General features: G+C 67.2%; 22 protein-coding genes and 1 tRNA gene. 9 read left to right on the top strand and 14 right to left on the bottom strand.

Annotated features, from left to right (window positions below; translation table 11 throughout):
* Nucleotides 1-37: 37 nt before the first annotated feature.
* Together JQN66_RS08355 and JQN66_RS08350 are read right to left on the bottom strand one after the other, a co-directional pair.
* Nucleotides 38-862, bottom strand: coding sequence for an undecaprenyl-diphosphate phosphatase (locus JQN66_RS08355; protein WP_188948195.1), 825 nt, complete (start codon nucleotides 860-862; stop codon nucleotides 38-40).
* Between the two features lie 79 nt (nucleotides 863-941).
* Nucleotides 942-1,151: a hypothetical protein gene (locus tag JQN66_RS08350; protein WP_047119094.1), complete on the bottom strand. Its 210-nt coding sequence runs from the start codon at nucleotides 1,149-1,151 to the stop codon at nucleotides 942-944.
* A 44-nt stretch (nucleotides 1,152-1,195) separates the two neighbouring features.
* Between JQN66_RS08350 and JQN66_RS08345 the strand changes: the two genes are divergently transcribed.
* Nucleotides 1,196-1,435 carry a DUF5703 family protein gene (locus tag JQN66_RS08345; RefSeq protein ID WP_188948194.1) on the top strand — a complete coding sequence of 80 codons (240 nt, stop codon included), beginning with the start codon at nucleotides 1,196-1,198 and terminating at the stop codon, nucleotides 1,433-1,435.
* Nucleotides 1,436-1,516: 81 nt separating this feature from the next.
* Nucleotides 1,517-2,944, top strand: coding sequence for an HNH endonuclease (locus JQN66_RS08340; RefSeq protein WP_204677363.1), 1,428 nt, complete (start codon nucleotides 1,517-1,519; stop codon nucleotides 2,942-2,944).
* Between the two features lie 66 nt (nucleotides 2,945-3,010).
* Here the strand turns inward: JQN66_RS08340 and JQN66_RS08335 are convergent, their stop codons facing one another.
* The 5 genes from JQN66_RS08335 to JQN66_RS08315 form a co-directional block, all read right to left on the bottom strand.
* On the bottom strand, nucleotides 3,011-4,150 hold the full coding sequence (locus JQN66_RS08335) for an acyl-CoA dehydrogenase family protein (protein ID WP_204677362.1): 1,140 nt from the start codon (nucleotides 4,148-4,150) through the stop codon (nucleotides 3,011-3,013).
* A gap of 41 nt (nucleotides 4,151-4,191) precedes the next feature.
* Complete coding sequence (locus tag JQN66_RS08330) at nucleotides 4,192-5,508, bottom strand: M20/M25/M40 family metallo-hydrolase (RefSeq protein ID WP_204677361.1); 1,317 nt, start codon at nucleotides 5,506-5,508, stop codon at nucleotides 4,192-4,194.
* An 86-nt stretch (nucleotides 5,509-5,594) separates the two neighbouring features.
* A complete protein-coding gene (locus tag JQN66_RS08325) occupies nucleotides 5,595-6,551 on the bottom strand; it encodes a TAXI family TRAP transporter solute-binding subunit (RefSeq protein ID WP_204677360.1) in 957 nt (318 codons plus the stop codon).
* 1 nt (nucleotide 6,552) lies between these two features.
* Nucleotides 6,553-7,983, bottom strand: a complete 1,431-nt coding sequence (locus JQN66_RS08320) for a HAMP domain-containing sensor histidine kinase (protein ID WP_204677359.1) — start codon at nucleotides 7,981-7,983, stop codon at nucleotides 6,553-6,555.
* A complete protein-coding gene (locus tag JQN66_RS08315; RefSeq protein WP_188948188.1) occupies nucleotides 7,980-8,645 on the bottom strand; it encodes a response regulator transcription factor in 666 nt (221 codons plus the stop codon). The genes JQN66_RS08320 and JQN66_RS08315 overlap by 4 nt, the downstream gene beginning before the upstream one ends.
* Before the next feature lie 253 nt (nucleotides 8,646-8,898).
* On the opposite strand from JQN66_RS08315, the gene JQN66_RS08310 reads away from it, so the two are divergent.
* The 3 genes from JQN66_RS08310 to JQN66_RS08300 all read left to right on the top strand — a co-directional run bounded on the left by JQN66_RS08310 (nucleotide 8,899) and on the right by JQN66_RS08300 (nucleotide 12,569).
* Entirely contained in the window at nucleotides 8,899-10,182 is a 1,284-nt protein-coding gene (locus JQN66_RS08310; RefSeq protein WP_204677358.1) for an Nramp family divalent metal transporter, read from the top strand.
* A gap of 120 nt (nucleotides 10,183-10,302) precedes the next feature.
* A complete protein-coding gene (locus tag JQN66_RS08305; RefSeq protein ID WP_204677357.1) occupies nucleotides 10,303-10,944 on the top strand; it encodes an NADPH-dependent F420 reductase in 642 nt (213 codons plus the stop codon).
* A gap of 113 nt (nucleotides 10,945-11,057) precedes the next feature.
* Nucleotides 11,058-12,569 carry an FAD-dependent oxidoreductase gene (locus JQN66_RS08300; protein ID WP_204677356.1) on the top strand — a complete coding sequence of 504 codons (1,512 nt, stop codon included), beginning with the start codon at nucleotides 11,058-11,060 and terminating at the stop codon, nucleotides 12,567-12,569.
* A gap of 150 nt (nucleotides 12,570-12,719) precedes the next feature.
* Here JQN66_RS08300 and JQN66_RS08295 read toward each other — a convergent pair.
* A tRNA-Leu gene (locus JQN66_RS08295) sits at nucleotides 12,720-12,804 on the bottom strand.
* Between the two features lie 279 nt (nucleotides 12,805-13,083).
* On the opposite strand from JQN66_RS08295, the gene pip reads away from it, so the two are divergent.
* Entirely contained in the window at nucleotides 13,084-14,064 is a 981-nt protein-coding gene (pip, locus tag JQN66_RS08290) for a prolyl aminopeptidase (RefSeq protein WP_239464177.1), read from the top strand.
* A 62-nt stretch (nucleotides 14,065-14,126) separates the two neighbouring features.
* The gene (locus JQN66_RS08285) at nucleotides 14,127-15,317 is read left to right on the top strand and encodes a glycosyltransferase (protein ID WP_204677355.1); all 1,191 of its coding nucleotides are present in this window, start codon (nucleotides 14,127-14,129) and stop codon (nucleotides 15,315-15,317) included.
* Between the two features lie 59 nt (nucleotides 15,318-15,376).
* Here JQN66_RS08285 and JQN66_RS08280 read toward each other — a convergent pair whose 3' ends face one another.
* The 3 genes from JQN66_RS08280 to JQN66_RS08270 are packed head-to-tail and all read right to left on the bottom strand — an operon-like array spanning nucleotide 15,377 to nucleotide 18,867.
* On the bottom strand, nucleotides 15,377-16,234 hold the full coding sequence (locus JQN66_RS08280; RefSeq protein ID WP_204677354.1) for a MaoC/PaaZ C-terminal domain-containing protein: 858 nt from the start codon (nucleotides 16,232-16,234) through the stop codon (nucleotides 15,377-15,379).
* Nucleotides 16,235-17,572: a 3-oxoacyl-ACP reductase gene (locus tag JQN66_RS08275; protein WP_204677353.1), complete on the bottom strand. Its 1,338-nt coding sequence runs from the start codon at nucleotides 17,570-17,572 to the stop codon at nucleotides 16,235-16,237.
* Nucleotides 17,572-18,867: an acetyl-CoA C-acetyltransferase gene (locus JQN66_RS08270; protein ID WP_188948181.1), complete on the bottom strand. Its 1,296-nt coding sequence runs from the start codon at nucleotides 18,865-18,867 to the stop codon at nucleotides 17,572-17,574. The genes JQN66_RS08275 and JQN66_RS08270 overlap by 1 nt, the downstream gene beginning before the upstream one ends.
* A gap of 66 nt (nucleotides 18,868-18,933) precedes the next feature.
* Here JQN66_RS08270 and JQN66_RS08265 point away from each other — a divergent pair, with 66 nt between their 5' ends.
* Both JQN66_RS08265 and JQN66_RS08260 read left to right on the top strand, forming a co-directional pair.
* The gene (locus tag JQN66_RS08265) at nucleotides 18,934-19,608 is read left to right on the top strand and encodes a TetR/AcrR family transcriptional regulator (RefSeq protein ID WP_239464176.1); all 675 of its coding nucleotides are present in this window, start codon (nucleotides 18,934-18,936) and stop codon (nucleotides 19,606-19,608) included.
* Between the two features lie 43 nt (nucleotides 19,609-19,651).
* Entirely contained in the window at nucleotides 19,652-21,673 is a 2,022-nt protein-coding gene (locus JQN66_RS08260) for an acyl-CoA dehydrogenase family protein (protein WP_204677352.1), read from the top strand.
* A gap of 98 nt (nucleotides 21,674-21,771) precedes the next feature.
* On the opposite strand, the gene JQN66_RS08255 is transcribed toward JQN66_RS08260, so the two are convergent.
* The 3 genes from JQN66_RS08255 to JQN66_RS08245 form a co-directional block, all read right to left on the bottom strand.
* Nucleotides 21,772-22,038 (bottom strand): hypothetical protein, encoded by a 267-nt coding sequence (locus JQN66_RS08255; RefSeq protein WP_204677351.1) that lies wholly within the window; start codon nucleotides 22,036-22,038, stop codon nucleotides 21,772-21,774.
* A 288-nt stretch (nucleotides 22,039-22,326) separates the two neighbouring features.
* Nucleotides 22,327-22,803, bottom strand: a complete 477-nt coding sequence (locus JQN66_RS08250) for a helix-turn-helix domain-containing protein (protein WP_204677350.1) — start codon at nucleotides 22,801-22,803, stop codon at nucleotides 22,327-22,329.
* Nucleotides 22,804-22,986: 183 nt separating this feature from the next.
* The gene (locus tag JQN66_RS08245; RefSeq protein ID WP_204677349.1) at nucleotides 22,987-23,451 is read right to left on the bottom strand and encodes a VOC family protein; all 465 of its coding nucleotides are present in this window, start codon (nucleotides 23,449-23,451) and stop codon (nucleotides 22,987-22,989) included.
* Nucleotides 23,452-23,465 lie beyond the last annotated feature (14 nt).

Below are 23,465 nucleotides of genomic sequence, written 5' to 3'. Positions count from 1 at the left end.
CCGTGAATCGCTTCACGGACACCTGCGGATCATGCGCCTACGGGTTGATCAGGCCCATTCCCAGCACGACGTACAGGCCCAGGCCCAGCAGGATGCGGTACCAGACGAAGACGCGGTAGGAGTGGGAGGAGACGAACTTCAGGAACCAGCCCACGATCAGGAAGCCGACCACGAAGGCCACCGCGGTGGCGAGGCCGGTCTGCGCCAGGGTGTAGACGCCGGGCTCGTCGAAGGACTTCACCAGCTTGTACAGGCCCGAGGCGAACACCGCGGGGATGGCCAGCAGGAACGAGTAGCGTGCGGCCGCTTCCCGGGTATACCCCATGAGCAGGCCCGCGGTGATGGTGCCGCCGGAGCGGGAGACGCCGGGGATCAGCGCCAGCGCCTGCGCGAAGCCGAAGAGGATGCCGTGCTTCGGCGTCAGCGTATCAAGGCTGCGCGTCTGGCGGCCGTAGTGGTCCGCGATGGCCAGGATCAGGCCGAAGACCACCAGCGTGGTCGCCACGATCCACAGCGAACGGAAGTTGGTGTCGATGTAGTCTTCCAGCAGCAGGCCGAGCACCGCGATCGGGATCGAGCCGACGATGATCAGCCAACCCATCTTCGCGTCCGGGTCCGAATGCGGGATCTTCCCCGCCAACGCCTTGCCCCAGGCGCCGATGATCCGCACGATGTCACGCCAGAAGAAAACGACCACGGCGGTCTCCGTGCCCAGCTGGGTGATCGCGGTAAAGGCCGCGCCGGGATCCTGGGCGTTGGGGAGGATCTCGCCGACGATACGCAGGTGGGCTGAGGACGAGATCGGGAGGAACTCTGTCAGGCCCTGGATGAGTCCAAGGAAAGCTGCTTCAAACCAATTCACCCCTCGACATTACTTCACCCGCCCGGTGCGCAGCGCACTGGAAACACCTGCGCGGGCAAAATTCATACCGTGGTCGTGCTCACTGGTCATCCGAAGGTATCGTGAATGGCAAAAGTTCGGAATACTGTTCATACAGCGCATCTTCGTAGTCTTCGAAGGCATCGGCGAGCGACCCGAAAGCCGTATCGATCGCGGCATCGGCCGATCCCCTGCTTTGGGAGACCACGGCCAGGTGTTGCTCCAAATGCGCGATGAGCGCCTGCAGTGCGTAGCTCGGATCAGTACTCATGGCATCACGCTACAACGCAATCATCCTTTCCGATAGGGGGTTCGATGCTTCAGGAAGTCATTAAGGCGCCGTTGCACCAGGAAAACGATTCTCGCTACGAGTACATGGTGATCACCGCTTTTCCCGGCGAGTCCAAGCATGTCGCTCGCGCAGCGCTGCGCGAGCATGCTGACAACGGCAAGTGGGAGCTGATGCGCACCTGCCGCTATGAGGGCGGCGCCTACAAGTACTGGCTGCGCCGGCGGGTCATGCGAGTCCAGAGCACGCTGTCTCCGCTGCCCTAGATTCAATGGCATCGCAGCCAAAAAACCCTGTTCTCCTGGCGCAAACAGGCGTAAAATGGATATATGTTCGAAGATCTAGATGTGTCTCGAAACTACTTCGAAGAGCTGCCGCCCGAGGGGTGGAGCTTCGAAGGCGCACCACGCCTTGACCCCTTCGACGCCGCGTTCATCAACCAAGCCCTGGATTCAACCAAAGCCTCGGACTGCATCACGGTCATCGAACAGGCCGAACGGCAGCAGGCTTTCTGGTCGTCCGTCCAGGCTCGCGCCGCGGCTCGCATCGATTCGCTCACCGGCTGCACCCCGGAGGACCATCCCGTCGACCAGGAGCGCGGCACCGCTCATATGGTCGCGATCGCCCGGCGTCGCTCGCAAAGCGGATCCATCGCCTATCTGCACTGCATGCGCAATCTCATTCCAGACATGCCATACCTGTTTTCGCGCTTCGAGGCCGGGGACCTCAGCGAGTCGCTGGTCCTTGCGATCATGGGTCCCCTTGACGACCTGCCCTCCGACGAACGCCGGATTTTCGACCGCATGTACGCGCACGCACCATCGCTTTTCGATTCCATGTCGACCAAGGCAGCTCGCGACTTCGCCCAGAAATACGTCGATACCAACCACAGCGAAGAGCAAACCCTGCGCATGGAGAAGAAGGCCCGCGACCGTTTTGTGCATATTCGGCCCGGCAAGGACTGCATGCTGGTCAACGCGCGCCTTCCCATCGAAGTGGGGCTGGCGCTGAAAAATGACCTGGAGTCCAAGGCCATGGCCGCCAAGTCCGCGGGTGACCAGCGGACCCTTGAGCAATTGCGGGCCGACGCGCTGGTCGGCACCGCCACCGGGGCTCCGCTTGACCGGCCATTGCCGGTGAAACTCCACATCAACCTCGTCATGACCGACAAGTCGCTCCTGCTGGGTGAGAACCAGCTGGCCGGCATCACTGGCTACGGAAGCATTCCCGCCGAATACGGCCGCCGCTTGGCCATTGCCTGGCAGGCAGCCGGCCCCGATTCGCCGGAAGAAGTGCTGGATCTGTTCAGGCGCCGCGTCGAGGCCCTGCCGATGCTCCGCCGGCTGTTCCTGGAACCCAACGGCCAGGATCTGGTCGCCATGGATTCGAAGGAACGCCTCTTCAAGGGGCAGCTGCGCCAGATGATTCTGCTCAGGGACCCGTTCTGCCGCACCCCGCACTGCAACAACACGCCAAGCCATGTCGACCACGTCATGCAGCATGCCAAAGGCGGCCAGACCGACTATTCAAATGCATCAGGCCGCTGTCCTGCCTGCAACCTGGCCAAGGAGACACCGGGCTGGGAAGAAGAGGTGGTCAGTGAGGCCCCGCACAAGATCCGTATCAGGCCCACCTCCGGGGTCGAATACGCCTCCACCAGCCCCACACTGGTTGGTCTGGTGCGGTTGGAGCAGCTCATAGGCGGCGACGGGCCTTTCATCCCTCCGGTTCCGGTGAAGAAACCGCCCGGACGCAGGAAAACCGCATCCAAGTAGCACCGAAGACTGAACAGACAGGCAGCAAGCCGGCCGTTTCCGCGCCGTTGTGCTGCCTGTCGCGCGTCATGACTCCAGCGGCCCGACCAGCCAGCTGGCCACGGTGTTCGCCGCGGATGCCGCATTCGACGGGTGGTACCAGCTGGCCTGCACGTCGCGATACAGCCTCTCGAATTCGCTGCCCCTGAAATACGCCCCGCCGCCAAGCAATTGGCCGGCGCCCTGGACGTTCTCCCGGGCTGTCTGCCCGGCCAGGGTCCGCAACGTGACCAGCTTCGGGAACCAGGCCGCACCGTGGTCGACGCCGGATTCCAGGTCTCCGGCCACGGAACGCTGCAGCGCGTCGAGGGCCAGCAGGCGCATCGCTGCGTCGGCCAGGATTCCCCGGGCCCGCACGTCCTGCGAATACTTCACGCCGTCATGGTGCACCCGCTGGCCCAGCGAATCCGCGGCAAGCTCCACCGCGCGCTCGGCGATGCCGACATACACGCTGGCGGTCAGCGTCAGGAAGGACGCGAAAATGCCGAAGACCAGCAGGTCGGGATTCGGGCCTGCCGGCAGCCGCGAATGCACCCAGGCCTCGGGAGCGGTGGCGGAGTCCAGTTTGGTGGTGTGCGACTGGCTCGCGCGCATGCCCAGGGTGTCCCAGTCCCCGAGCGAACGCACCCCGGCCCCGCGCTCGACGAAAGCGTGGACCAGCTCGCCGGAAACGGTGTCCTTCCCGAAAATCCCCAGGCGGGTGAACGCCGGCGAGAGCGAAGTGAAGATCTTGGTCCCGGTAAACGACACCGACCCGTCGGAATGGGTCACCGCGCTGGTCTTGGAGTCGAAGAGCACCGCGTCGTTGCCCGGCTCCGATATGCCGAACGCCATGACCTCGCCCTTGGCCACCCAGTCGATCACCATGTCCAGCCGGCGGTCGCCGCGGGCCGCCAGCAGGTGGGCCACCCCGGCCCAGACCTGGTGCATGTTCACCGCCAGCGCGGTGGCCGGCGCGGCCGAGGCCAGCCGCCGCTGCGCCAGGGCCAGCTGCTGGAAATCCCAGCCGAGTCCGCCGCGTTCGACCGGTACCAGTGCACGCAGGTATCCTGCCGCGGCCAGTTCCTGGAAGTCCTCCGCCGCGAAGCTGTTCTCCCTGTCGTAGTCGGCCGCCCGCCGGCGGAAACGCTCAAGCAGCTCGTCGCTGAGCACGGTTTCAATGGACAAGGTTTTCCTCCTGTGAATCCGGTGGTCTGGAATTCTGTGTATCAGTAGCTGCGCAGCAGGCCTTCGAGCACCCGCACGCCGAACTTGACCGAGTCGACCGGAACCCGTTCATCGACCCCGTGGAACATGCCAGTGAAATCGAGTTCGGCAGGAAGCTGCAAGGGCGCGAACCCGTAGCCGGTGATCCCGAGTGTCGCCAGCCACTTGTTGTCCGTCCCGCCGGACAGCATGTACGGAAGCACTACCGCCTCGGGGTCTTCCGCCAGCAGCGATTCGACCATGGAATCCACCAGCGACCCGGCGAACGGGACTTCCAGCGAATCCTGCTCGTGCACCATGGACAGCTCGACGTGTTCCCCGGCGAGCTCCCTGATTTTCGCCACCGCCTGTTCGTGCTCCTCGGGCAGGGTGCGGCAGTCGACCAGGGCTTCGGCATGGCCGGGAATCACGTTGTGCTTGTAGCCCGCGTCCAGGGCCGAGGGGTTGGCGGTGTTCTGCAGCGTCGCGCCGACGAACCGCGAGACGTTGCCCATGGCTTCCAGCAGCGGGGCCGGGTCCTCCTCGTTGAACTCCAGGCCCGCCAGCTCGGCGACGTTCTCCAGCAGCGCCCGGGTGGTTTTCGTGTACGACAACGGCCACTGGTGGCCGCCGATGCGCGAGACCGCGTCGGCCAGGCGCGTCACCGGGTTCTCGGTGTTGATCTGCGAGCCGTGCCCTGCCGTCCCGTGCGCGGTGAGCTTCAGCCAGGCGATGCCCTTCTCGGCGGTCTGCAGCATGTAGGCCCGGCGTCCGTTGATCTCCACGGAGAAGCCGCCGACCTCGCTGATGGCTTCGGCGGCGCCCTCGAACAGCTCCGGATGGTTCTGGACCATCCAGCCGGCCCCGTAGTCGCCGCCGGCTTCCTCGTCGGCGAAGAACGCGATGACCAGGTCCCGCCGCGGGACGATGCGCTGCCGGCACAGGTGGCGGACGGCGGCGATGATCATCGCGTCCATGTTCTTCATGTCCACCGCGCCGCGGCCCCAGATCATGCCGTCGATGACCTCGGCGCCGAAGGGGTCCACGCTCCAGTCCTCGGCGATGGCCGGGACCACGTCCAGATGCCCGTGCACGACCAGCGCCGGAAGCGAAGCGTCAGCACCCTCGATCCGCACCACGACGTTCGCGCGCCCGGGCGCGGACTCGTAGATCCGGGGCTTCAGCCCGACCTCTTCGAGCAGCGCGACGACGTAGCGCGCCGCCTCCAGTTCGCCGGCACCCTTGTTGCCGCCGTAGTTCGTGGTGTCGATCCGGATCAGGCTGCGGCAGACGTCGACCGCTTCCTCCTCCATGAGTTCTACAGCTGCAGGCTTCGGCATGGAAGGCCTTCCTCTCGCGAACGGGTGCTTGTGGGTTCAACACTAATGCGCAAAACGAATCCCGCAACAAGTGACACCACGTCAGCCTAGCCATGAAGCTGCCGGTAGGCCTGTCGGGCGCCCGGGTGCAGCGGCTGCCCCGCGGTGCTGACCAGGGTCTGCGGGGTCAGGTACTGGATGCCGGCACTGCTGTGCGGAATCAGCTCCTGGGCTCGCTCGACCAGCAGCCTGACCACCTGGCCGGCGGTCTTCTCGGGCAGGCTGGCCGGCGCCATCAGCAGGTTCGCGACGCCCAGGCTCTGCGCCTGGGCCACGCCCGGGTAGGTCCCCGCCGGAATCACCACCCGGTCGTAGAGGCCGGGATAGCGGGACCGCAGGCCGGGCAGCACGGCGGACAGGTCGAGCAGGCGCAGCTCCACGCGCGCGGCCAGCTCCGAGACGGAGCCCACGGGCATGCCGCCGAAGAGGAACAGCGCGTCGATCCGGCCGGATTCCAGCGCCGCGATCCCGGCGACGTAGCCCAGCTTGGCTTCCCTCGGCGAGGTCCCCGCGGACTTCAGCCCGGCCTGCTCCAGGATCCGCTGCCCGGTCACCCAGGTCCCGGAGCCGGCCGCGCCAGTTCCCAGCCGGCGTCCGGCCAGATCGGACAGCCCGCGGATGGGCGCGTCGGCCCGCACGATGCAGTGGAAGTAGTTCTGGTACACGCGGCCCAGGGCCAGCGGATTGCCCACATTGGCGCCGGCCCGGTAGTGCGCCACGGTGTCGGCCAGGGCCAGCGACAGCGAGGCCCGGCGCTCGGCCAGCAGGTGCAGGTTCTGCGCGCTGGCCTCGGTCTGCAGCGCGGACGAGTGCTCGGCGAGCCGGTAGCGGACCAGCGCCTGGGAGAGCAGCGTGGCGAATTCGAAGTACATTCCGCCGCTTTCGCCGGCCGCGATGTCCAACCGCTCATGGCGCGGTCCGGCGGCGCATCCTGCCAGCAGTCCGGCGGCCGGGGCCGCCAGGGCATAACCCAGCACCGCGCGCCGTGAAGGAATTCCCGTCATCTCAGGCCTGCTCCCCTGCGGTGCCGACCGTGGAGCCGGGGCCTGCCGCGAGCAGCCGCAGGGTCACCTGCAGTCCCCCGCCCTCCGGCGCCTGAAGGAGCAGTTCTCCCCCGTTGGCCCGCACCAGCCGGTCCACGATCGCCATGCCCAGCCCGGTGCCCGGCGACTGCCGGGAGGACTCGGCCCGCCAGAAGCGCTCGGCGGCCGCGGACAGCTCGTGCGCCGCGAGCCCCGGCCCGTAGTCGCGGATCACCAGATCCACGCTCCGGCCGCGGTCCTCAACCGATAGGTCGACCGGACGGCCCGAGGCGTACTTGAAGCAGTTTTCCAGCACCTCGGCGATCATCTGCTGCAGCTCGAAGCCGTTGCACTGCGCGCGGGCATCCAGGCTGCCGGGCGCATCCAGATCCAGCCTGAGCTGCATGCCGCGCTCCCGGGCCGCGACGCTCTGCCGTTCGACTTCCTCGGTCAGCAGCCGGGCCGGGACCACCGTGCCGAGCGCGGCCGGGGTGCCGGCGCTGCGCTCCGAGAGCCGGTGCTCGGCGCTGGCCAGGCGCAGCACCCCGTCCAGCAGCGTTTCAACACGTTCAAGCTCCCGTTCCACGGCGGCGACGCCCTCCGGTTCGGCCTGTTCCCCCAGCCGCAGCTTCAGCAGGTCGACGCGAAGCCGCAAGGCCGCGATCGGGTTGCGCAGCTGGTGGGAGGTTTCGGCGATCAGTTCGCGCTGCTGGGCCAGGCTGTCGGCGACGCTCTGCGCCATGTGCTGAAAGGACCGGGACAGCGCGCGCAGTTCCGGCGGGCCAGCTTCCTGCAGCGGCGTCGGGCTCTGCGTGGTGGCCAGCTCCGCCACCGCGTCGCTCAGCCGGTGCACCGGCCGCAGCACCCAGGCCGAAAGCCGCTCCGCGAGCAGCAGCATGCCGGCGCAGACGCTCAGCGACACCAGCACCACCGCGCCCCAGCTCTGCAGGATCGACTGCCGGGCGTCGTTGAGGTTGACCTCCATGACCACCGAGCCCAACACCTGGGTCGAGTTCCCGAAGGGGCGGGCAATCAGCGCGGCCTCCTCGGAGAACGGGCTGATCGGCTCGATCCCGGTCTGGTCGAGGTTCAGCGCGGCTCGGCGCTGCACGGCGCCCACCTCCGGATCCAGCGGATCGATGCCGCCGGAGGTGAACTGCAGCCCGCCCAGGCTGATCAGCAGCCCCTCGCCGAACAGCTCCGAGTAGGCGTCCATCTCCAGCTGGAGCTCCTCGTGGTCGGTGGCATCCTGCGCGTACGTGCCCAGCTCGACGAAGCGGTTCACCGAGGCGAGCCGGCTGAGCTGGATGTCCTGGGTGGTGTTCCGGCTGATGCTCTGCAGCAGCAGCATGCTCAGGATGGCCGCGATCAGGCACAGCAGCGAGCCGAGCACACCCAGCACACGGAGCCTCACGCGGCCACGGCCTCGATGCGGTAACCGACCCCGCGCACGTTGACGATCATGCCCGGCCTTCCCAGCTTGGCGCGCAGCCCGGTCAGGTGGACGTCGAGCGAGCGGGAAACCGCCATGAACGCATCGCCCCACAGCGAATCCAGGATCTGTTCGCGGGTGACGACGGAGCCGGCATGCTGGGCCAGCAGCGACAGCAGATCGAATTCCTTGGCGGTCAGCGGCAGCTCGCGCTCGGCCAGCCAGGCCTCGCGCTTGCCGGTGTCCACCCGCAGCTCCCCCACGGCCAGGACATCAGCCTCCGGCGCCTCCACCCTGGATCGGCGGGCGACCGCCTCGATGCGGGCCAGCAGCACGGCCAGGCCGATGGGCTTGACCAGGTAGTCGTCGGCGCCCTGGCGCAGGCCGCGCACCACGCTGCGTTCGTCGTTGCGGGCGGTGAGGATGACGATGGGCACGCCGGTGACCTGGCGCAGCTTGCGCAGGACCTCCAGCCCGTCCATGTCCGGCAGCCCCAGATCCAGCAGGATCATCTGCGCCTGCTGGTGCTGCAGCAGGGCGTCGGCCCCGCGCGCGACCCGGACCGCATCGTGGCCGGCGGCATTCACGGCATCGACCAACGCCATCGCCACGGCATCGTCATCTTCGACGACCATTAAATGCACGGTATTTCCTCGGATAAAGGGCTCTGAATTGGTCAATTCTATCAGCCGGGGGCCTGCGTGTTCTTTGGGTCACGTCCTTTCCTAAGGAAGTGTTAGTTCTTCGCATCCAGCTTGGCCGTAACCGCCATCACTTCTAGATTGGAAATGTTCTTCCAGCCCGCGGCCATTCAATGGTGAACTCCTGCTGCAGCGGCTGACCGAGGTGCCGGGCTGCCGCCCGGGCCTGATCGACATTCGTAAAGGACTGGCTCACATGTCAGAAAGTACGCGATCGCTGAATGCGGATCTCGACGGCGGTTCACCGCCGAAATGGAAAATCGTCGGCCCCGGTCTGGTGGTCGCCGCCACCGGCGTAGGCGCGGCCGACATGGTCGCCACCCTCGTGGCCGGCAGCCAGTACGGCTACGCGCTGCTCTGGGCGGTGGTGCTGGGCGTGATCCTGAAGATCGTGCTGGTCGAGGGCGCCGGCCGCTACACGCTGGCCACCGGCAAAACCATCTTCGAGGGCTGGCGCACGCTGGGACGCTGGACCACCTGGTACTTCGGCCCCTACATCATCATCTGGGGCTTCGTCTACGGCGCCACCGCCATGAGCTCGGCGGCCATGCCGCTGGCGGCGCTGTTCCCCTCGATCGACCTGAAGATCTGGTCGGTGCTGATGGGCTTGGCCGGTTTCGCCATGGTCTGGTTCGGCAAGTACAACTTCTTCGAGAAGGTCACCGCGGTGCTGGTGGGCGTCATGTTCGTCACCGTGGTCGGCCTGGCGGTCATTGCGGCCCCGAACATCCCGGAGATGTTCTCCGGCCTGATCCCGATGATCCCCGAAGGCGGCATCGTATACACCCTGGCCCTGGCCGGCGGCGTCGGCGGCACCATCACCCTGGCGGCGTACGGCTACTGGCTGCGTGAAAAGGGCTGGTACACCCCGAAGTGGATGCGCGTGATGCGCATCGACAACACCATGGCCTACGTCGTGACCGGCATCTTCGTGATCGCCATGCTGATCGTCGGCGCCGAGGTGCTGCGCGCCGCGGGCGTCGCCATCTCCGGCGGCGACAAAGGCCTGCTGGAACTGGCCGACGTGCTGCGCGAGCGCTACGGCGTCGTGGTGGGCAACAGCTTCCTCGTCGGCTTCTGGGCCGCGTCCTTCTCCTCGATCATCGGCGTGTGGAACGGCGTCTCGCTGATGTTCGCCGACTTCTGGGGCCACATGCGCAAGAAGCCGGCCGGCCACCCGGACACCATGACCGGCGGCAAGTACTTCAAGTTCTACGTGCTCTGGCTGACCTTCCCGCCGATGGTGCTGTTCCTGCTGGACAAGCCGATCGCGCTGATCCTGGCCTACGGCGTGCTCGGCGCCCTGTTCATGCCGTTCATGGCCGTGACCCTGCTCGGACTGCTCAACGGCAAGCGGGTGCCCAAGCAATGGGCGAACCGCTGGCACACCAACGGCGCCCTGGCCGTGACCGCGATCCTGTTCATCATCCTGGGTGGGCAGCAGCTCTGGAAGTCTCTCTCGCCGCTCTTCGGCGGCTAGCTCCCGGAGCCCCGAGGCCGCCGAACCATGTGCCCCCAAGCATGGTTCGGCGGCCTTTTTCCTTAACCCGGAGGCCGCCGGATTCGGCCCGCCGGCCGCCAACCATCCAGAATGGATCACATGGATATCACGCGTTTCGGAATTCTGGGGGCCGGCCGGGCCGGCACCGCACTGGCCCGGGTCGCCGCGGCAGAAGGGCTAGAGGTCCAGATCGCCTCCACCCGGACGCCGAGCGCGATGAAATACCACCTGGCGCAGTACGCCAACAAGGCCCAGGCGGTCCCTGCAGAGGACGTGGCGCAGGGTGTCGATCTCGTGGTGCTCATGGTGCCGCAGGAGGAACTGGACGACGTCGACCCGCAGGCGCTGGCCGGGACCATTCTGGTGGATGCCACCAACCGCTGGGAGGACGAACCGCTGCCGCAGTGGTTCGAGGACGGGCTGGAGGCAGGGCTGTCCAGCAGCGAGGTCATCGCCGCGCGTTTCGAGGGCAGCCGCGTGGTCAAGGCGCTGAACCACATCAGCCACTGGGACCTGGATGCGGACAAGGCCTCCCGGCGCGACGCCCAGCGCGCGTTGGGGGTCGCCTCAGATGATCTTCAGGCCGCCGAAGCGGTGGCGCAGCTGATCCGCGTGCTCGGCTTCGCACCGGTGATCCTCCAGAACCTGGCCGCCGGGCGGGCGCTGGAACCGCAGGGCCCGGTCTTCAACGAGGTGCTGGACGCGGCCGGCCTGCGCCGGCTGGCGGGCACCGGAGAATAGCCCCGGCAGGCAGGCGAAACCGGTTCCATCCAGTGGGACTGGGTCCCGGTGAGTCGAACGCGCACAGCTAATCTTCTGGTTACTTTTGGTCCGTTTCGAGAGGATGCCCACGCATGTCCGATACCAGCACGTTTAACATTTCCGCCAGCAGCATCAGCACCTGGGACTTCGAGGCCGACGTGGTCGTGGCCGGCTACGGCATCGCCGGGGCCACCGCCGCGATCGAGGCCGCCAGGGCCGGAGCCGAGGTGCTCGTGCTCGAGCGCTCCGGCGGCTGGGGCGGCGCCGCGTCCATGGCCGGCGGCTTCATCTACCTCGGCGGCGGCACGCCGCTGCAGCAGGCCCTGGGCTTCGAGGACACCGTCGAGAACATGAAGGACTTCATGAAGGCAGCCCTCGGCCCGGGCACCGACGATGCCAAGATCGACGCCTACTGCGAAGGCAGCGTGGAGCACTACAACTGGCTGGTGGACGCGGGCGTCGTCTTCAAGGAGTCCTTCTGGGGCCAGCCGGGCTGGGAGCCGCCCTACGACGACGGGCTGATGTACTCAGGCGGCGAGAACGCCGCCCCGTTCAGCGCTTTGATTCCCCCGGCACCGCGCGGGCACGTGCCGCAGATGTCCGGCAAGAAGACCGGCGAGCAGGGCGGCGGCTACATGCTCATGAAGCCGCTGGTCGAAACCGCACAGGCCCTGGGCGTGCGCGCGGAGTACGACCTGCGCGTGCAGGCATTGGTCATCGACGAAGCCGGGCGCGTCGTGGGCATCGGGGCCAAGCGCTACGGCGAGGATGTCTACGTGAAGGCCCGCCGCGGCGTGGTCCTGGCGATGGGCAGCTTCGCCTACAACGAGGAAATGGTCCGCGCCAACGCCCCGCGGATCCTTGGCCGCCCGGCCGCATCCATCGAGGCGCACGACGGGCGCGCCATCCAGATGGGCCAGTCGATCGGTGCCGCCACCGCCCACATGGACGCCACCGAGGTCGCGTTTTTCTGCGATCCGCAGCTGCTGGTGCGCGGCATCCTCGTCAACGGCCGGGGCCAGCGCTATATCACCGAGGACACCTACCCGGGCCGGATCGGACAGGCGACGCTGTTCCACCAGGAAAACCAGTCGTTCCTGGTCATCGACGAGCAGTCCTTCGAAGAAGGCTCGGCCAGCGAGACCTCCAGCCCGGAGCTGCTGATGCAGCCGACCTGGGTGGCCGAGTCCGCCGCTGAGCTGGAAGCCGAGATGGGGCTGCCGGCCGGCAGCCTGCAGGCCACCATCGAGCAGTACAACCGGTTCGCGGTGCAGGGCACCGATCCCCTGCTGGGCAAGAACCCGAAGTGGGTCAAGCCGCTTCAGGGCGCACTGGCCGCCATCGACCTGCGCCGCCGCACCGGAGGCTTCACCCTGGGCGGGCTGAAGACCGATACGGACTCCCGGGTGCTGCATGTTTCCGGCGAACCGATCCCGGGCCTGTTCGCCGCGGGGCGCTGCACCTCGGGAGTCTGCGCCGGAGGCTACGCCAGCGGCACGAGCCTGGGTGATGGAAGCTTCTTCGGCCGCCGCGCCGGAATCAGCGCTGCGCAGGAGGCACGTGTCCACAATGGACTGGCGGCGGCGCAGGGAGCCAGCGCCTGATTTCGAAGAGCGGATCAAGCGGCCCGGCTCGCGACGAGCCAGGCCGCTGATGCCGGTCGCAGCGGAGGATTGGGTCCCAAGCCTTTTTGGCTCCGTCTACATGCATATAAAAAATCCCCGGTTGACCGAAGTCAACCGGGGATTTACCTGTGCGCGAAAGGGGACTTGAACCCCTACCCTCTATTCGAGGACCAGCACCTCAAGCTGGCGCGTCTACCTATTCCGCCACCCGCGCAGGTTGTCTGTTGCTCGCGTTGTTATCGCTGGCAACGAAGTAAAACTTTACCACCGCCTTCGCGTGAATTCCAATCGGGCGCCACTTGGCCCAAAGAGGTCGAAAATCCCGGAATTTCGCGGAATAATCGCGGTTGAGTAGGCAGTTTCAGCGATCTCGGGGCAAATTCGTGTCAAGGGTCACAACATTTTCGCCTGAATTGCCGGTTTTACTCGCTTGCGGACGTAAGCTGGCAGCGATTCCAGCAATCCACCACACTCGGGCCCGGGAGCGAGCGACATGAACGGACACCACGACAAGCCAGCCATGCCCGATGTGTCAGGCATGCTTCCCTTGGACGACGGGCACCAGATGTATTGGGAGCAATGGGGCAATCCCGACGGCCAACCGGTGCTGTACCTGCACGGCGGGCCGGGCGGGACGCTGGGTGCGAGCGGCTATCGCCACCGCTGGGACCTGGAACGAACCCGGCTCGTCACTTTCGAACAGCGCGGCTGCGGCAGGTCAACCCCATCGGCCGCCAACCTCCTGGTGCCGCTGTCGGATTTCACCACGGCCAAGCTCGTGGGCGACATCGAACGGCTGCGCAGCTCATTGGGCATCGGGCAATGGGTGCTCAACGGCGTCTCGTGGGGTTCCACCCTCGCGCTGGCCTACGCCCAGGCCCATCCCGAACGGGTATCGGGGCTCGTGCTGTTCGCGGTCACCGCTACCAGCGAGGCCGAAGTCCGGTGGATCACCGAGACCGTCGGGGCGGTCTTCCCCGAGGCGTGGGACGAGTTCGCCAGCTTCGCCGAGATCCACCACCCCGCCTACACCCGCGGCGCCGGCCGCATCGTCCAGGCCTACGCCGATCTGCTCGCCGCGCCCGACGCGCAGCTGCGCGATGCGGCATCGCAGGCGTGGGCACTGTGGGAGGATACGCATGTTTCGCTGGGCCGCGAACCCGTGGTGCGCGACCCGCGCTGGGACGATGCCCGATTCCGCCAGGCCTTCGCGCGGCTCACCACGCATTTCTGGTTGCACGCGGGGTTCAACGACCCACCGCTGCTGGAGCGGATGGACCGCATCGAGCACATTCCGGGGATCCTGGTCCACGGCCGGCAGGATATTTCCAGCCCCTTGCGCACCGCCTGGGAGCTGCATCGCCACTGGCCCGGATCGCAGCTGGTGATCTGCGAGAACGACGGGCACGGAGGCACGCAGATGGCGGCCCACTGGGAGTCCGCCAACAACACGATGCTCGATTGGCTCAGTTGATAGCATCAAGGGTAGGCCGTTGCCGCGGCCGGTTCGTTCGTTAGGAAATCCGGAGTCCTCCGATGCGCATTGCCATGCTCTCCCTGCACACCTCGCCCATGCAGCAACCCGGGTCGGGCGACGCCGGAGGCATGAACGTGTACATCCAGAATTTGTCCTTCGCGCTGGGCGCGCTGGGGCACGAGGTGCACATGGTCACGCGCACCGCCGCGGACTCCGAATCCCAGCAGGTCGCCGAGGGCGTATGGATGCACCAGGTGCAGATCGCGGCGCACCAGCAGCTGGGCAAGGAAGAGCTGCCGCAGATCATCGATCCGGCGGCGGCCGCGATTTCCGAGCACTTGCACGGCCTGGACATCGACATCATCCATGCCCACTACTGGCTCTCGGGCATGGTGGGCCTGCAGCTGGCCCGGGAATTCCGCGCCCCGCTGATCCTCTCGATGCACACCTCGGCCGCCGCGAAGGAATTCGAATCCGGCATCCCGGAGCCCGGGCCGCGCAAGCAGGCCGAGAAGCAGCTGCTGGCCGAGGCCTCGCGCATCATCGCCAACACCCCGGTGGAGGCGCGCCAGCTGGCCCGTTTCTACGAGGTGGACCGGCAGAAGCTGGATGTGGTGCTGCCCGGGGTGAACCACCGGATTTTCCATCCCGAGCAGGACAAGCTCTGCCGCCCGCTGGGCCCCGACGACCTGCACCTGGTGTATGCCGGACGGCTGCAGCCGCTCAAGGGCGCGCATGTGATGCTTGAAGCCATGGGCCTGGCCCGGCGCAGCCACCCGCAGCTGCGTATTACCGCCTCGCTGTTCGGGGCGCGCTCCGGCAGCGCCGACTACGACCTGCAGGCGCTGGTGGAACGCGAGGACCTCGCCGACCTGGTGCGCTTCTTCGACCCGCTGAAGCCAGCGCAGCTGGCGGCGGTGTTCGCCAATGCCGACGTGGTCGCCGTGCCGTCGCTGTCCGAGACCTTCGGGCTGGTCGCCGCCGAAGCGCAGGCCTGCGGCACCCCGGTGCTGGCCAACGCGGTCGGCGGGCTGGGCTACGCGGTGCGCGACGGACGCTCGGGATGGCTCATGCCGGAACCGGACCCGCAGCTGTGGGCGCAGAAGCTCGTCGAGCTGGCCGAAAACCCGAAGCTGGTCACCCAGGCCGGGCACGACGCGCTGGAGCACTCCGGGGAGTTCACCTGGGAGCGGGCCGCGGTCGCCTCGCTGGCCAGCTACCGCATGGCGCAAAGCGCACTGATCGGCTGATTTCCCCGCAAAAAAAGCGAAGGTGCAGGACCTTTATGGTCCTGCACCTTCGCTTGGTGTCATGCCTGCGTTTGAAGCGTCAGCTCGAAGTGCGGTTTGCCCTTGCGGGGGCTCCACGCCGCCACCTCGAAGCCCGCCTCCGTGCGGGTGAACGCCAGGTCGACGCCGGCCGGCAGCACCACCGGGGTCTTGAACTCGATGCTCCACCGGTACTCGCCGGCCGCCGGCTCGATGCCGGACAGGGCGCGGGCGGCCAGGTAGATGCCGTGGGCGATGGCCCGCGGCATGCCCAGGGCCTTGGCGCTCAGCGAACTGAGGTGGATCGGGTTGTAGTCCCCCGCCACCGCCGCCCAGCGCCGCCCGGTCCCGGCATCCAGCTTCCAGGAGGCGGTGCGCTGCGGCGGCTCGAACGCCGCATGCACCGACTTCTCCGGAACGAAGCCTTCAAGCTTGACCCCCTTGGCCAGGAAGGTGCTGCGCAGCTCCATCCGTTCCTGCCCGTCCACCACGATGCGCACCACCAGGTCGAAAGCCGCGCCCTTGGGGTGGGCGGCCAGGTTCTCGCTGAATACCTCCACGTCGAACACCTCGTCCTCGGCCAGCGGGCGGTGCACTGCCACCTGGTTGCGCAGGTGGATCATGCCCAGCAGCGGCAGCGGGAAGTCGGCGCGCAGCATCAGCGACATGGCCAGCGGGAAGGCCAGCGAATGCACGTAGAGGCTGGGCAGCACCCCGTTGGACGGGGCGCCGACCGCGCGGCGGAACGCATCCAGCCCACCCGGATCCGCCGCGGCCGAGCGGTGGACCAGCACCGTGGAGGGCAGCACCGGGTTGCGCCCCTTGCGGCCCAGGGTCTTCACCGCTTTGGCGTAGACCGAGCCCATGGACGGGATCTGCGCGACCAGCTCGGCGCCCATCTAGGCACCCACCAGCGATTGGCCGCACACGCGCAGCACCTGGCCGTTCAGGCCGGCGGCGGCGTCCGAGCCGAGGAAGGAGATCGCCTCGGCGACGTCCTGCGGCAGCCCGCCCTGCATCAGCGAGGGCAGCACCATGCGGGCCACGGTGCGGGTGCCCAGCGGGATCTTCGCGGTCATCTCGGTTTCAATGAAGCCCGGGGCCACCGCGGCGATGGAGCCGCCCTGTTCGGCGAACAGCTTGGCGCTGGAGCGCACCATGCCGATCACCCCGCCCTTGGAGGCGGCGTAGTTGGTCTGCCCGCGGTTGCCGGCGATCCCGGAAGTGGAAGCCAGCGACACCACGCGCAGCCCCGGCAGCTTGGCGGCCAGGAACACCTCGTTCATGCGCAGCTGCGAGGCGATGTTCACCGCGATCACCGAATCCCAGCGCGCCGCGTCCATGTTGGCCAGCAGCTTGTCGCGGGTGATGCCGGCGTTGTGCACCACGATGTCCAGCGAGCCGTGGCGGCCGATGGCGTGGTCCATGATCTGCTGGGCGGCGTCCTTCGCGGTGACATCCAGCTGCAGGGTGGTCGCGCCGATCTGGTTGGCCACCGCGGCCAGCGCCTCGCCGGCGGCCGGCATGTCCACCACCACCAGCTGGGCGCCGTCGCGGGCCAGGGTGCGGGCGATCGAGGCGCCGATGCCGCGTGCGGCCCCGGTGACCACCGCGACCTTGCCGGCCAGCGGCTTGCGGAAATCCTGAGGCAGCGCGCCCTCGGTGGTGCGCACGGTGAGGAACTGGCCGTCCATGTAGGCGCTGCGGCCGGAGAAGAAGAAGCGCAGCGCGCCCAGGGTGCCGGGGCTGAGCAGGTCGGTGCCCTCGTTGAGCAGGATGCCGTTGGCGGTGGCCCCGCCGCGCATTTCACGGCCCAGCGAGCGCATGGCGCCGTCGATGCCCTGGCGCACCGCGGCCAGGGCCGGTGCGTCGGTGTCCAGCGCCGGGCGGGAGATCGAGACCACGCGGGCCCCGGGCACCAGCTGGCGCAGCGCCGCGCCGGCGGCGAGCATCAGCGCAGAGAGCTGTTCGGGGTGGGTGAGCTCGTCGAGCAGCAGCACCAGCCCGCCTAGCTTGGCGTCCCCGGCGTCGTGGCGGCGCACGTCCAGGTCCCAGGAGACCAGCGTGTCGCTCAGTTCCTGGGCGCGGGCCGAACTGCCCAGCACCAGCACCGGGCCGGGCAGCAACGGGGTGGTTTCGCCGTAGCGGCGCAGCCGCGGCGGGCGCGGCAGCCCCAAGAGCTTCGCGAGCTTCTTGGTCATGCCGGTGTTGACCAGTTCCATGTACTTGTCTGCCATTACTTGCGTGCCTCCACAATCGCGACGACTCCCTGGCCTCCGGCGGCGCACACCGAAATGAGTGCGCGGCCGCTGCCCTTTTCGGCCAGCATCTTGGCGGTGCTGGCGATGATGCGCCCGCCGGTGGCGGCGAACGGGTGCCCGGCCGCCAGCGAGGAGCCGTTCACGTTCAGCTTGCCGCGGTCGATGGCGCCCAGCGGCGCATCCAGTCCCAGCTTCTCACGGCAGAACTGCTCGTCCTCCCAGGCGGCCAGCGTGGCGAGCACGGTGCCGGCGAAGGCCTCGTGGATCTCGTAGAAGTCGAAGTCCTGCAGCGAAAGGTTGTTGCGCTCCAGCAGCCGCGCGGTGGCGTAGGCCGGGGCCATGAGCAGGCCTTCGGCGCCGTGCACGAAGTCCACCGCGGCGGCTTCGAAGTCCACGAAGTTCGCCAGCATCGGCAAATCGTGCGCGGCGGCGAAGTCCTCGCTGCCCAGCAGCACCGTGGAGGCGCCGTCGGTCAGCGGGGTGGAGTTGCCGGCGGTCATGGTGGCCGCCTCGCCCAGGTTCTTGCCGAAGGCGGGCTTGAGCTTGGCCAGCTTCTCCAGGGTGGAGTCGGCGCGAAGGTTGTTGTCGCGGCTCAGCCCCTTGAACGGGGTCAGCAGGTCGTTGAAGAAGCCGCGGTCGTAGGCGGCGGCCAGGTTCAGGTGGCTGGCCAGCGCCAGCTCGTCCTGGGCTTCGCGGGTGATGTTCCAGGCCTTGGTGGTCAGCGCCTGGTGGTCGCCCATGGACAGCCCGGTGCGCGGCTCGCCGGTGCCCGGGGCGCTGGGCGCCAGGTGCGAGGGGCGGATCTTGGCCAGCGCGGCCAGCTTGGCCTTGGTGCTGCGGGCGCGGGAGAGTTCCAGCAGGATGCCGCGCAGCGATTCGGAGACCGCGATCGGCGCGTCCGAGGTGGTGTCCACGCCGCCGCCGATGCCGGATTCGATCTGGCCCAGCTTGATCTTGTTGGCCAGCGAGCCGATGGCCTCCATGCCGGTGGCGCAGGCCATCTGCACGTCGTAGGCGGGGGTGGCGGGGTCCAGCGAGCTGCCCAGCACGGATTCGCGGACCAGGTTGAAGTCCTTGGAGTGCTTGAGCACCGCTCCGCCGGCGACGGCGCCGAGGCGTTCACCCTGCAGGCCGAAGCGCGCCACCAGGCCTTCCAGCGCGGCGGTGAACATGTCCTGGTTGGAAGCGTTGACGTAGGCGGTGTTGGAACGGGCGAACGGGATGCGGTTCCCGCCGATGATCACTGCATTGCGCACTGAGGGCTGGCTCATCTGGGTTGAACTCCTACAGAGAATTTGATGTGACAGGTATTACTGTAACCAAGAGTACATGATACTGTGAGTAACGTGAACAAGATCACCGAAGTATTCGACCCGGCAGCCGACGGCCGCGCATCCCGCTGGGAGGCGCACCGCACCGCCCGGCACGAGGAGCTGCTCAGGCTCGCCCGCAAGGCGGTGCACCAGCTCGGCCCGCAGGTGTCCATCCAGGAGATCGCGAACCACGCCAAGACCTCCAAGCCGGTCTACTACCGCTACTTCGGGGACAAGGAAGGGCTGCGCCAGGCGCTGGGAGCGATGGTCATCACCGACTTCCGCCAGCGTGTGATCGCCGCGGGCCTGGCCAAGCAGGACGAGGCCAGCGCCTTGCACGCAATGGTCACCGCCTACCTGGAGCTGGCCGCGAACTCCCCCAACCTCTACTTCTTCGTCACCGCGGTCCCCCGGGACGCGGCGGCCGGGGCCCCGGCCTCCGGCGGCGACGACGCCTCCGGCGCGCTGAACGACTTCTTCGAGGAGATCACCTCGCTGATCGCGCAGCGCCTGACCAGCTTGCCGGCGGCGGCCGGCGCGACGGCCATCAGCCTGTGGCCGCGCGCGGCCCTGGGCATGGTCCGCGCCGCCGGCGAGCAATGGCTGCGCCAACCGGGCTCGCCGGACAAGCCCAGCCTGGCCGCGCTGGCCGACGAACTGACCAGCTGGCTCATCTACGGCATCGCCGCAACCCGCTAGCAACCACGCCACCAACTTTGTGCAGAGAACGAAAGGTAACGACATGAGTGAGACCCGCATCGACGTCAACGCCCTGGCCGAGCAGCTGCTCGGCCCCTACGCCGAGGTCCGCAAGGCCTCGCGCGCCCGCGCCGCCCGCCCCGAGCTGCAGCGCGACCCCTCCCTGCCGATGGACGCGCACCGCGCCCGCGTGCTGGAGCAGCTGGGCATCCTGGTGCAGGAGCAAGCAGTGCAGCGCGCCTTCCCGGCCGAATTCGGCGGCCATGACGACCACGGCGGCTCGCTGGCCTCCTTCGAGGAGCTGGTCGCCGCCGACCCGTCGCTGCAGATCAAGGCCGGCGTGCAGTGGGGCCTGTTCGCCGGGGCGATCCTGCACCTGGGCACCGCGGAGCACCACGCCCAGTGGCTGCCGGATGCCATGAGCCTGAAGACCCCCGGCGCCTTCGCGATGACGGAGATCGGCCACGGCTCGGACGTCGCCGCCGTCGCCACCACCGCCACCTATGACGAGGACACCGAGGAATTCGTCATCCACACCCCGTTCAAGGCCGCCTGGAAGGAATTCCTGGGCAACGCCGCGCTGCACGGCAAGGCAGCCACCGTCTTCGCCCAACTGGTCACCAAGGGCGTCAACCACGGCGTGCACTGCTTCTACGTGCCGATCCGCGACGAAAACGGCGAATTCCTGCCCGGCGTGGGCGGCGAGGACGACGGCCTGAAGGGCGGGCTGAACGGCATCGACAACGGCCGGCTGCACTTCACCAACGTGCGTGTGCCGCGCACCAACCTGCTCAACCGCTACGGCGACGTCGCCGCCGACGGCAGCTACACCTCCCCAATCGCCTCCCCGGGCCGCCGCTTCTTCACCATGCTGGGCACCCTGGTCCAGGGCCGCGTCTCGCTGGACGGCGCCGCCACCAGCGCCTCGAAGATCGCCCTGCAGATCGCGGTGACCTATGCCAACCAGCGCCGCCAGTTCAACTCCACCTCGGACACCGAGGAGACCACGCTGCTGGATTACCAGCGCCACCAGCGCCGCCTGCTCACCCGCGTGGCCCGCACCTACGCCTCCTCCTTCGCGCACGACGACCTGCTGGACAAGTTCGACGCGGTCTTCTCCGGCCGCGAGGACACCGACGAGGACCGCCAGGACCTGGAGACCCTCGCCGCGGCGCTGAAGCCGCTGAGCACCTGGGACGCGCTGGACACCATCCAGGAATCGCGCGAGGCCTGCGGCGGCTCGGGCTACATGGCCAAGAACCGCTTCAACCAGCTCTACAACGACCTGGACATCTACGTCACCTTCGAGGGCGATAACAACGTGCTGCTGCAGCTGGTGGGCAAGCGCCTGCTCACCGACTACGCCTCGGAATTCCGCAAGCTGGATACCGGCGCGGTGGCCCGCTACGTGGCCAAGCAGGTCGGCAGCACCGCCCTGCACCGCTTCGGGCTGCGCGGCGTGGGCCAGTCCTTCGCCGACGTGAGCGACGAGCGCAAGAGCGCGAACTTCTTCAAGGACCCGGCCAACCAGCGCGCGCTGCTCACCGAGCGCATCAACGCCAAGGTCGTCGAGGTCGCCGGCGCCCTGCGCGCGGCGGGCAAGGATCCGGTGAAGGCGGCCAACGCCTTCAACAAGAACCAGGACCTGCTCATCTCCGCCGCCCGCGACCACGGCCAGCTGCTGCGCTGGGAAGCCTTCACCGCAGCCCTGGCCAAGATCCAGGATCCGGCCACCAAGGAGGTGCTGACCTGGCTGCGCGACGTCTTCGCGCTGAGCGTGATCGAGGACGACCTGGGCTGGTTCCTGGCCAACGGCCGCCTGTCCATGCAGCGCGCCCGCACCCTGCCGGAGTACGTCAACCGGCTGCTCGCCCGCCTGCGCCCGCACGCCCAGGACCTGGTCGACGCCTTCGGCTACACCCAGGAGCACCTGCGCGCGGAGATCTCCTCCGGAATCGAGGGCCAGCGCCAGGACGAGGCGATGGAGTACTTCCGCCGCCTGCGCGCCAGCGACAACGCCCCGGTCAGCGAGAAGTCCCTGCGCAAGAGCGGCGCCAAGGCCTAGCCTGATCCGCCGAACCTCGTGTATGCCTGCGGGCCCCGTTGTCCTCCCGGATAACGGGGCCCGCACGTGCTTGGGCAGTCTGCGCTGCGCCTGCCAGTTCACCAATCGAGGACAGCACTGCTGCTGGCGAAAGAACATCGGCACGAGGAAATTCTGGAGCATAGTTTCCAAAATCCCCTCGGGACCGGCTGGATCTCGTCGTGGCGTGCCTGTTCTAATGCTTCCAGCGCCACGATGGGTGCATCTTCACGACTGACGAGTGAATCTGCGACATCATCATCTGTGTAGAGTTCTTCCGCAATCCTCACGGCTTCATTGGGGTCCTCGATACCCAACGCGGCAACCAGAAAGCTGATGTCTTCCATATCGCGCTGCCTGGCTGAGAGGCCTCAACATCCCGCGTAACTCTCCTACTGTGGCCTGACAGTGCTATGGGTGCTCCCCCCGACCAGTCGGATCGTTGTGGCCAGGGCGGCGCTTTCAAGCCGACGGATAAGCTCCCTGAGGAGCCCGCGGATCTCTTCCAGAGTCAGTTCACGACTCAAGCGGCCTCCAGCGAATTGTCCTTAATGAAGATATTGAAATCTGCAAACTTCTTTGGGGTCCGTCTTATCGTCAGATTTCGAAATGCCTCACCCGTCGTCCGGGTGTCGTCACCGGGGAACCAAGGCTGCGGTAATTTCGCTCCCCCACCGTGGCACATGCGGCAAGTTGCCCTCCATAACAAGTCGCACTCCAGCGGCAAGCAACGCATCAAATTTTGCGCTTCCCGTGGATTCAGGTTTCTTCAAACGTTGCGGGCTCATTGATTTCAGGCGCTTGAGCGCGTCCATGGCGATCCGCAAGGTGGACTCACGTTCCCCTTGAGAAAGTTCTTCAGCTATATCCTTGGCAACTTGGTCCAAGACCATCTGGGGTGAAGGATCAGGAGCCCCCCAATGAATCCCCAGCGAACTGGCGACTTTGAGCGCAGGACCTAACTCAAGTGAGTTCTTGCCGGATTCCAAATCGCCAATGAACTTCCTCGAAAGCCCATTAAGGTCCGCTAGCGCTTGCTGACTTAGCCCTCGTTCAATGCGCGCACCGCGTGCCGCAGCGCCGAGCGCCTTTGCTGAATCGATGGTTTTCATGAATACGTTATGTCGCCGATCGGATACAAAATGAATCGGATCGTGGATTGCTTATAAGCGCTGCGAACAGGATTCCTGACGCGTTCACTAGAGACGATAGGCCCCATCCCCGCACCGAAGACACACCCGACGATGCAAGGGAGTTCGGAGGCCATCATCCGAGCCGACCAGGCGCTCTTGCCCTCAGTGCTGCGCCAGCCGTTGAGCCAACGCGATGGTCAGCCCCTCGGGCCCGCGGATGTAGGCCATGGACCAGATGCCCTCGTATTCGCCGATACCCCCGATCAGCCCGTAGCCGCGCTCCTGCAACCGGCTCACCAGCAGGGGCAGGTCCTCCACTTCGAAGGCCAGGCTGCGCAGTCCCAGCTCATTGGCCATCGCCTCCGGCTGCCCGGGGCCAGGAGCCGGGCGGTCGAAGCTGGACAGTTCGATGCAGACATCGGTTCCGGGCACCGCGAGCATCACGATATTGGTCCGCGAATCCGGGATGCCGCAGACGGTGTCGAGGAACTCCCCCTCCATGCCTTCCTGGCTTCCTTGGACTTCCAGACCCAGCTCCACGAAGAACCCGGTCACCGCTGCCAGGTCCGACACCGTGACGCCGATATGGTCGAACCTCTTGATCTGGGGTATCGGTGCATGGCTCATGGCTCTTCCCTCTC

Origin of the sequence: Glutamicibacter protophormiae (assembly GCF_016894325.1) — a bacterium.
Taxonomy (GTDB): Bacteria; Actinomycetota; Actinomycetes; order Actinomycetales; family Micrococcaceae; genus Glutamicibacter; species Glutamicibacter protophormiae.
This window is presented reverse-complemented; position numbering and strand designations above follow the sequence as displayed.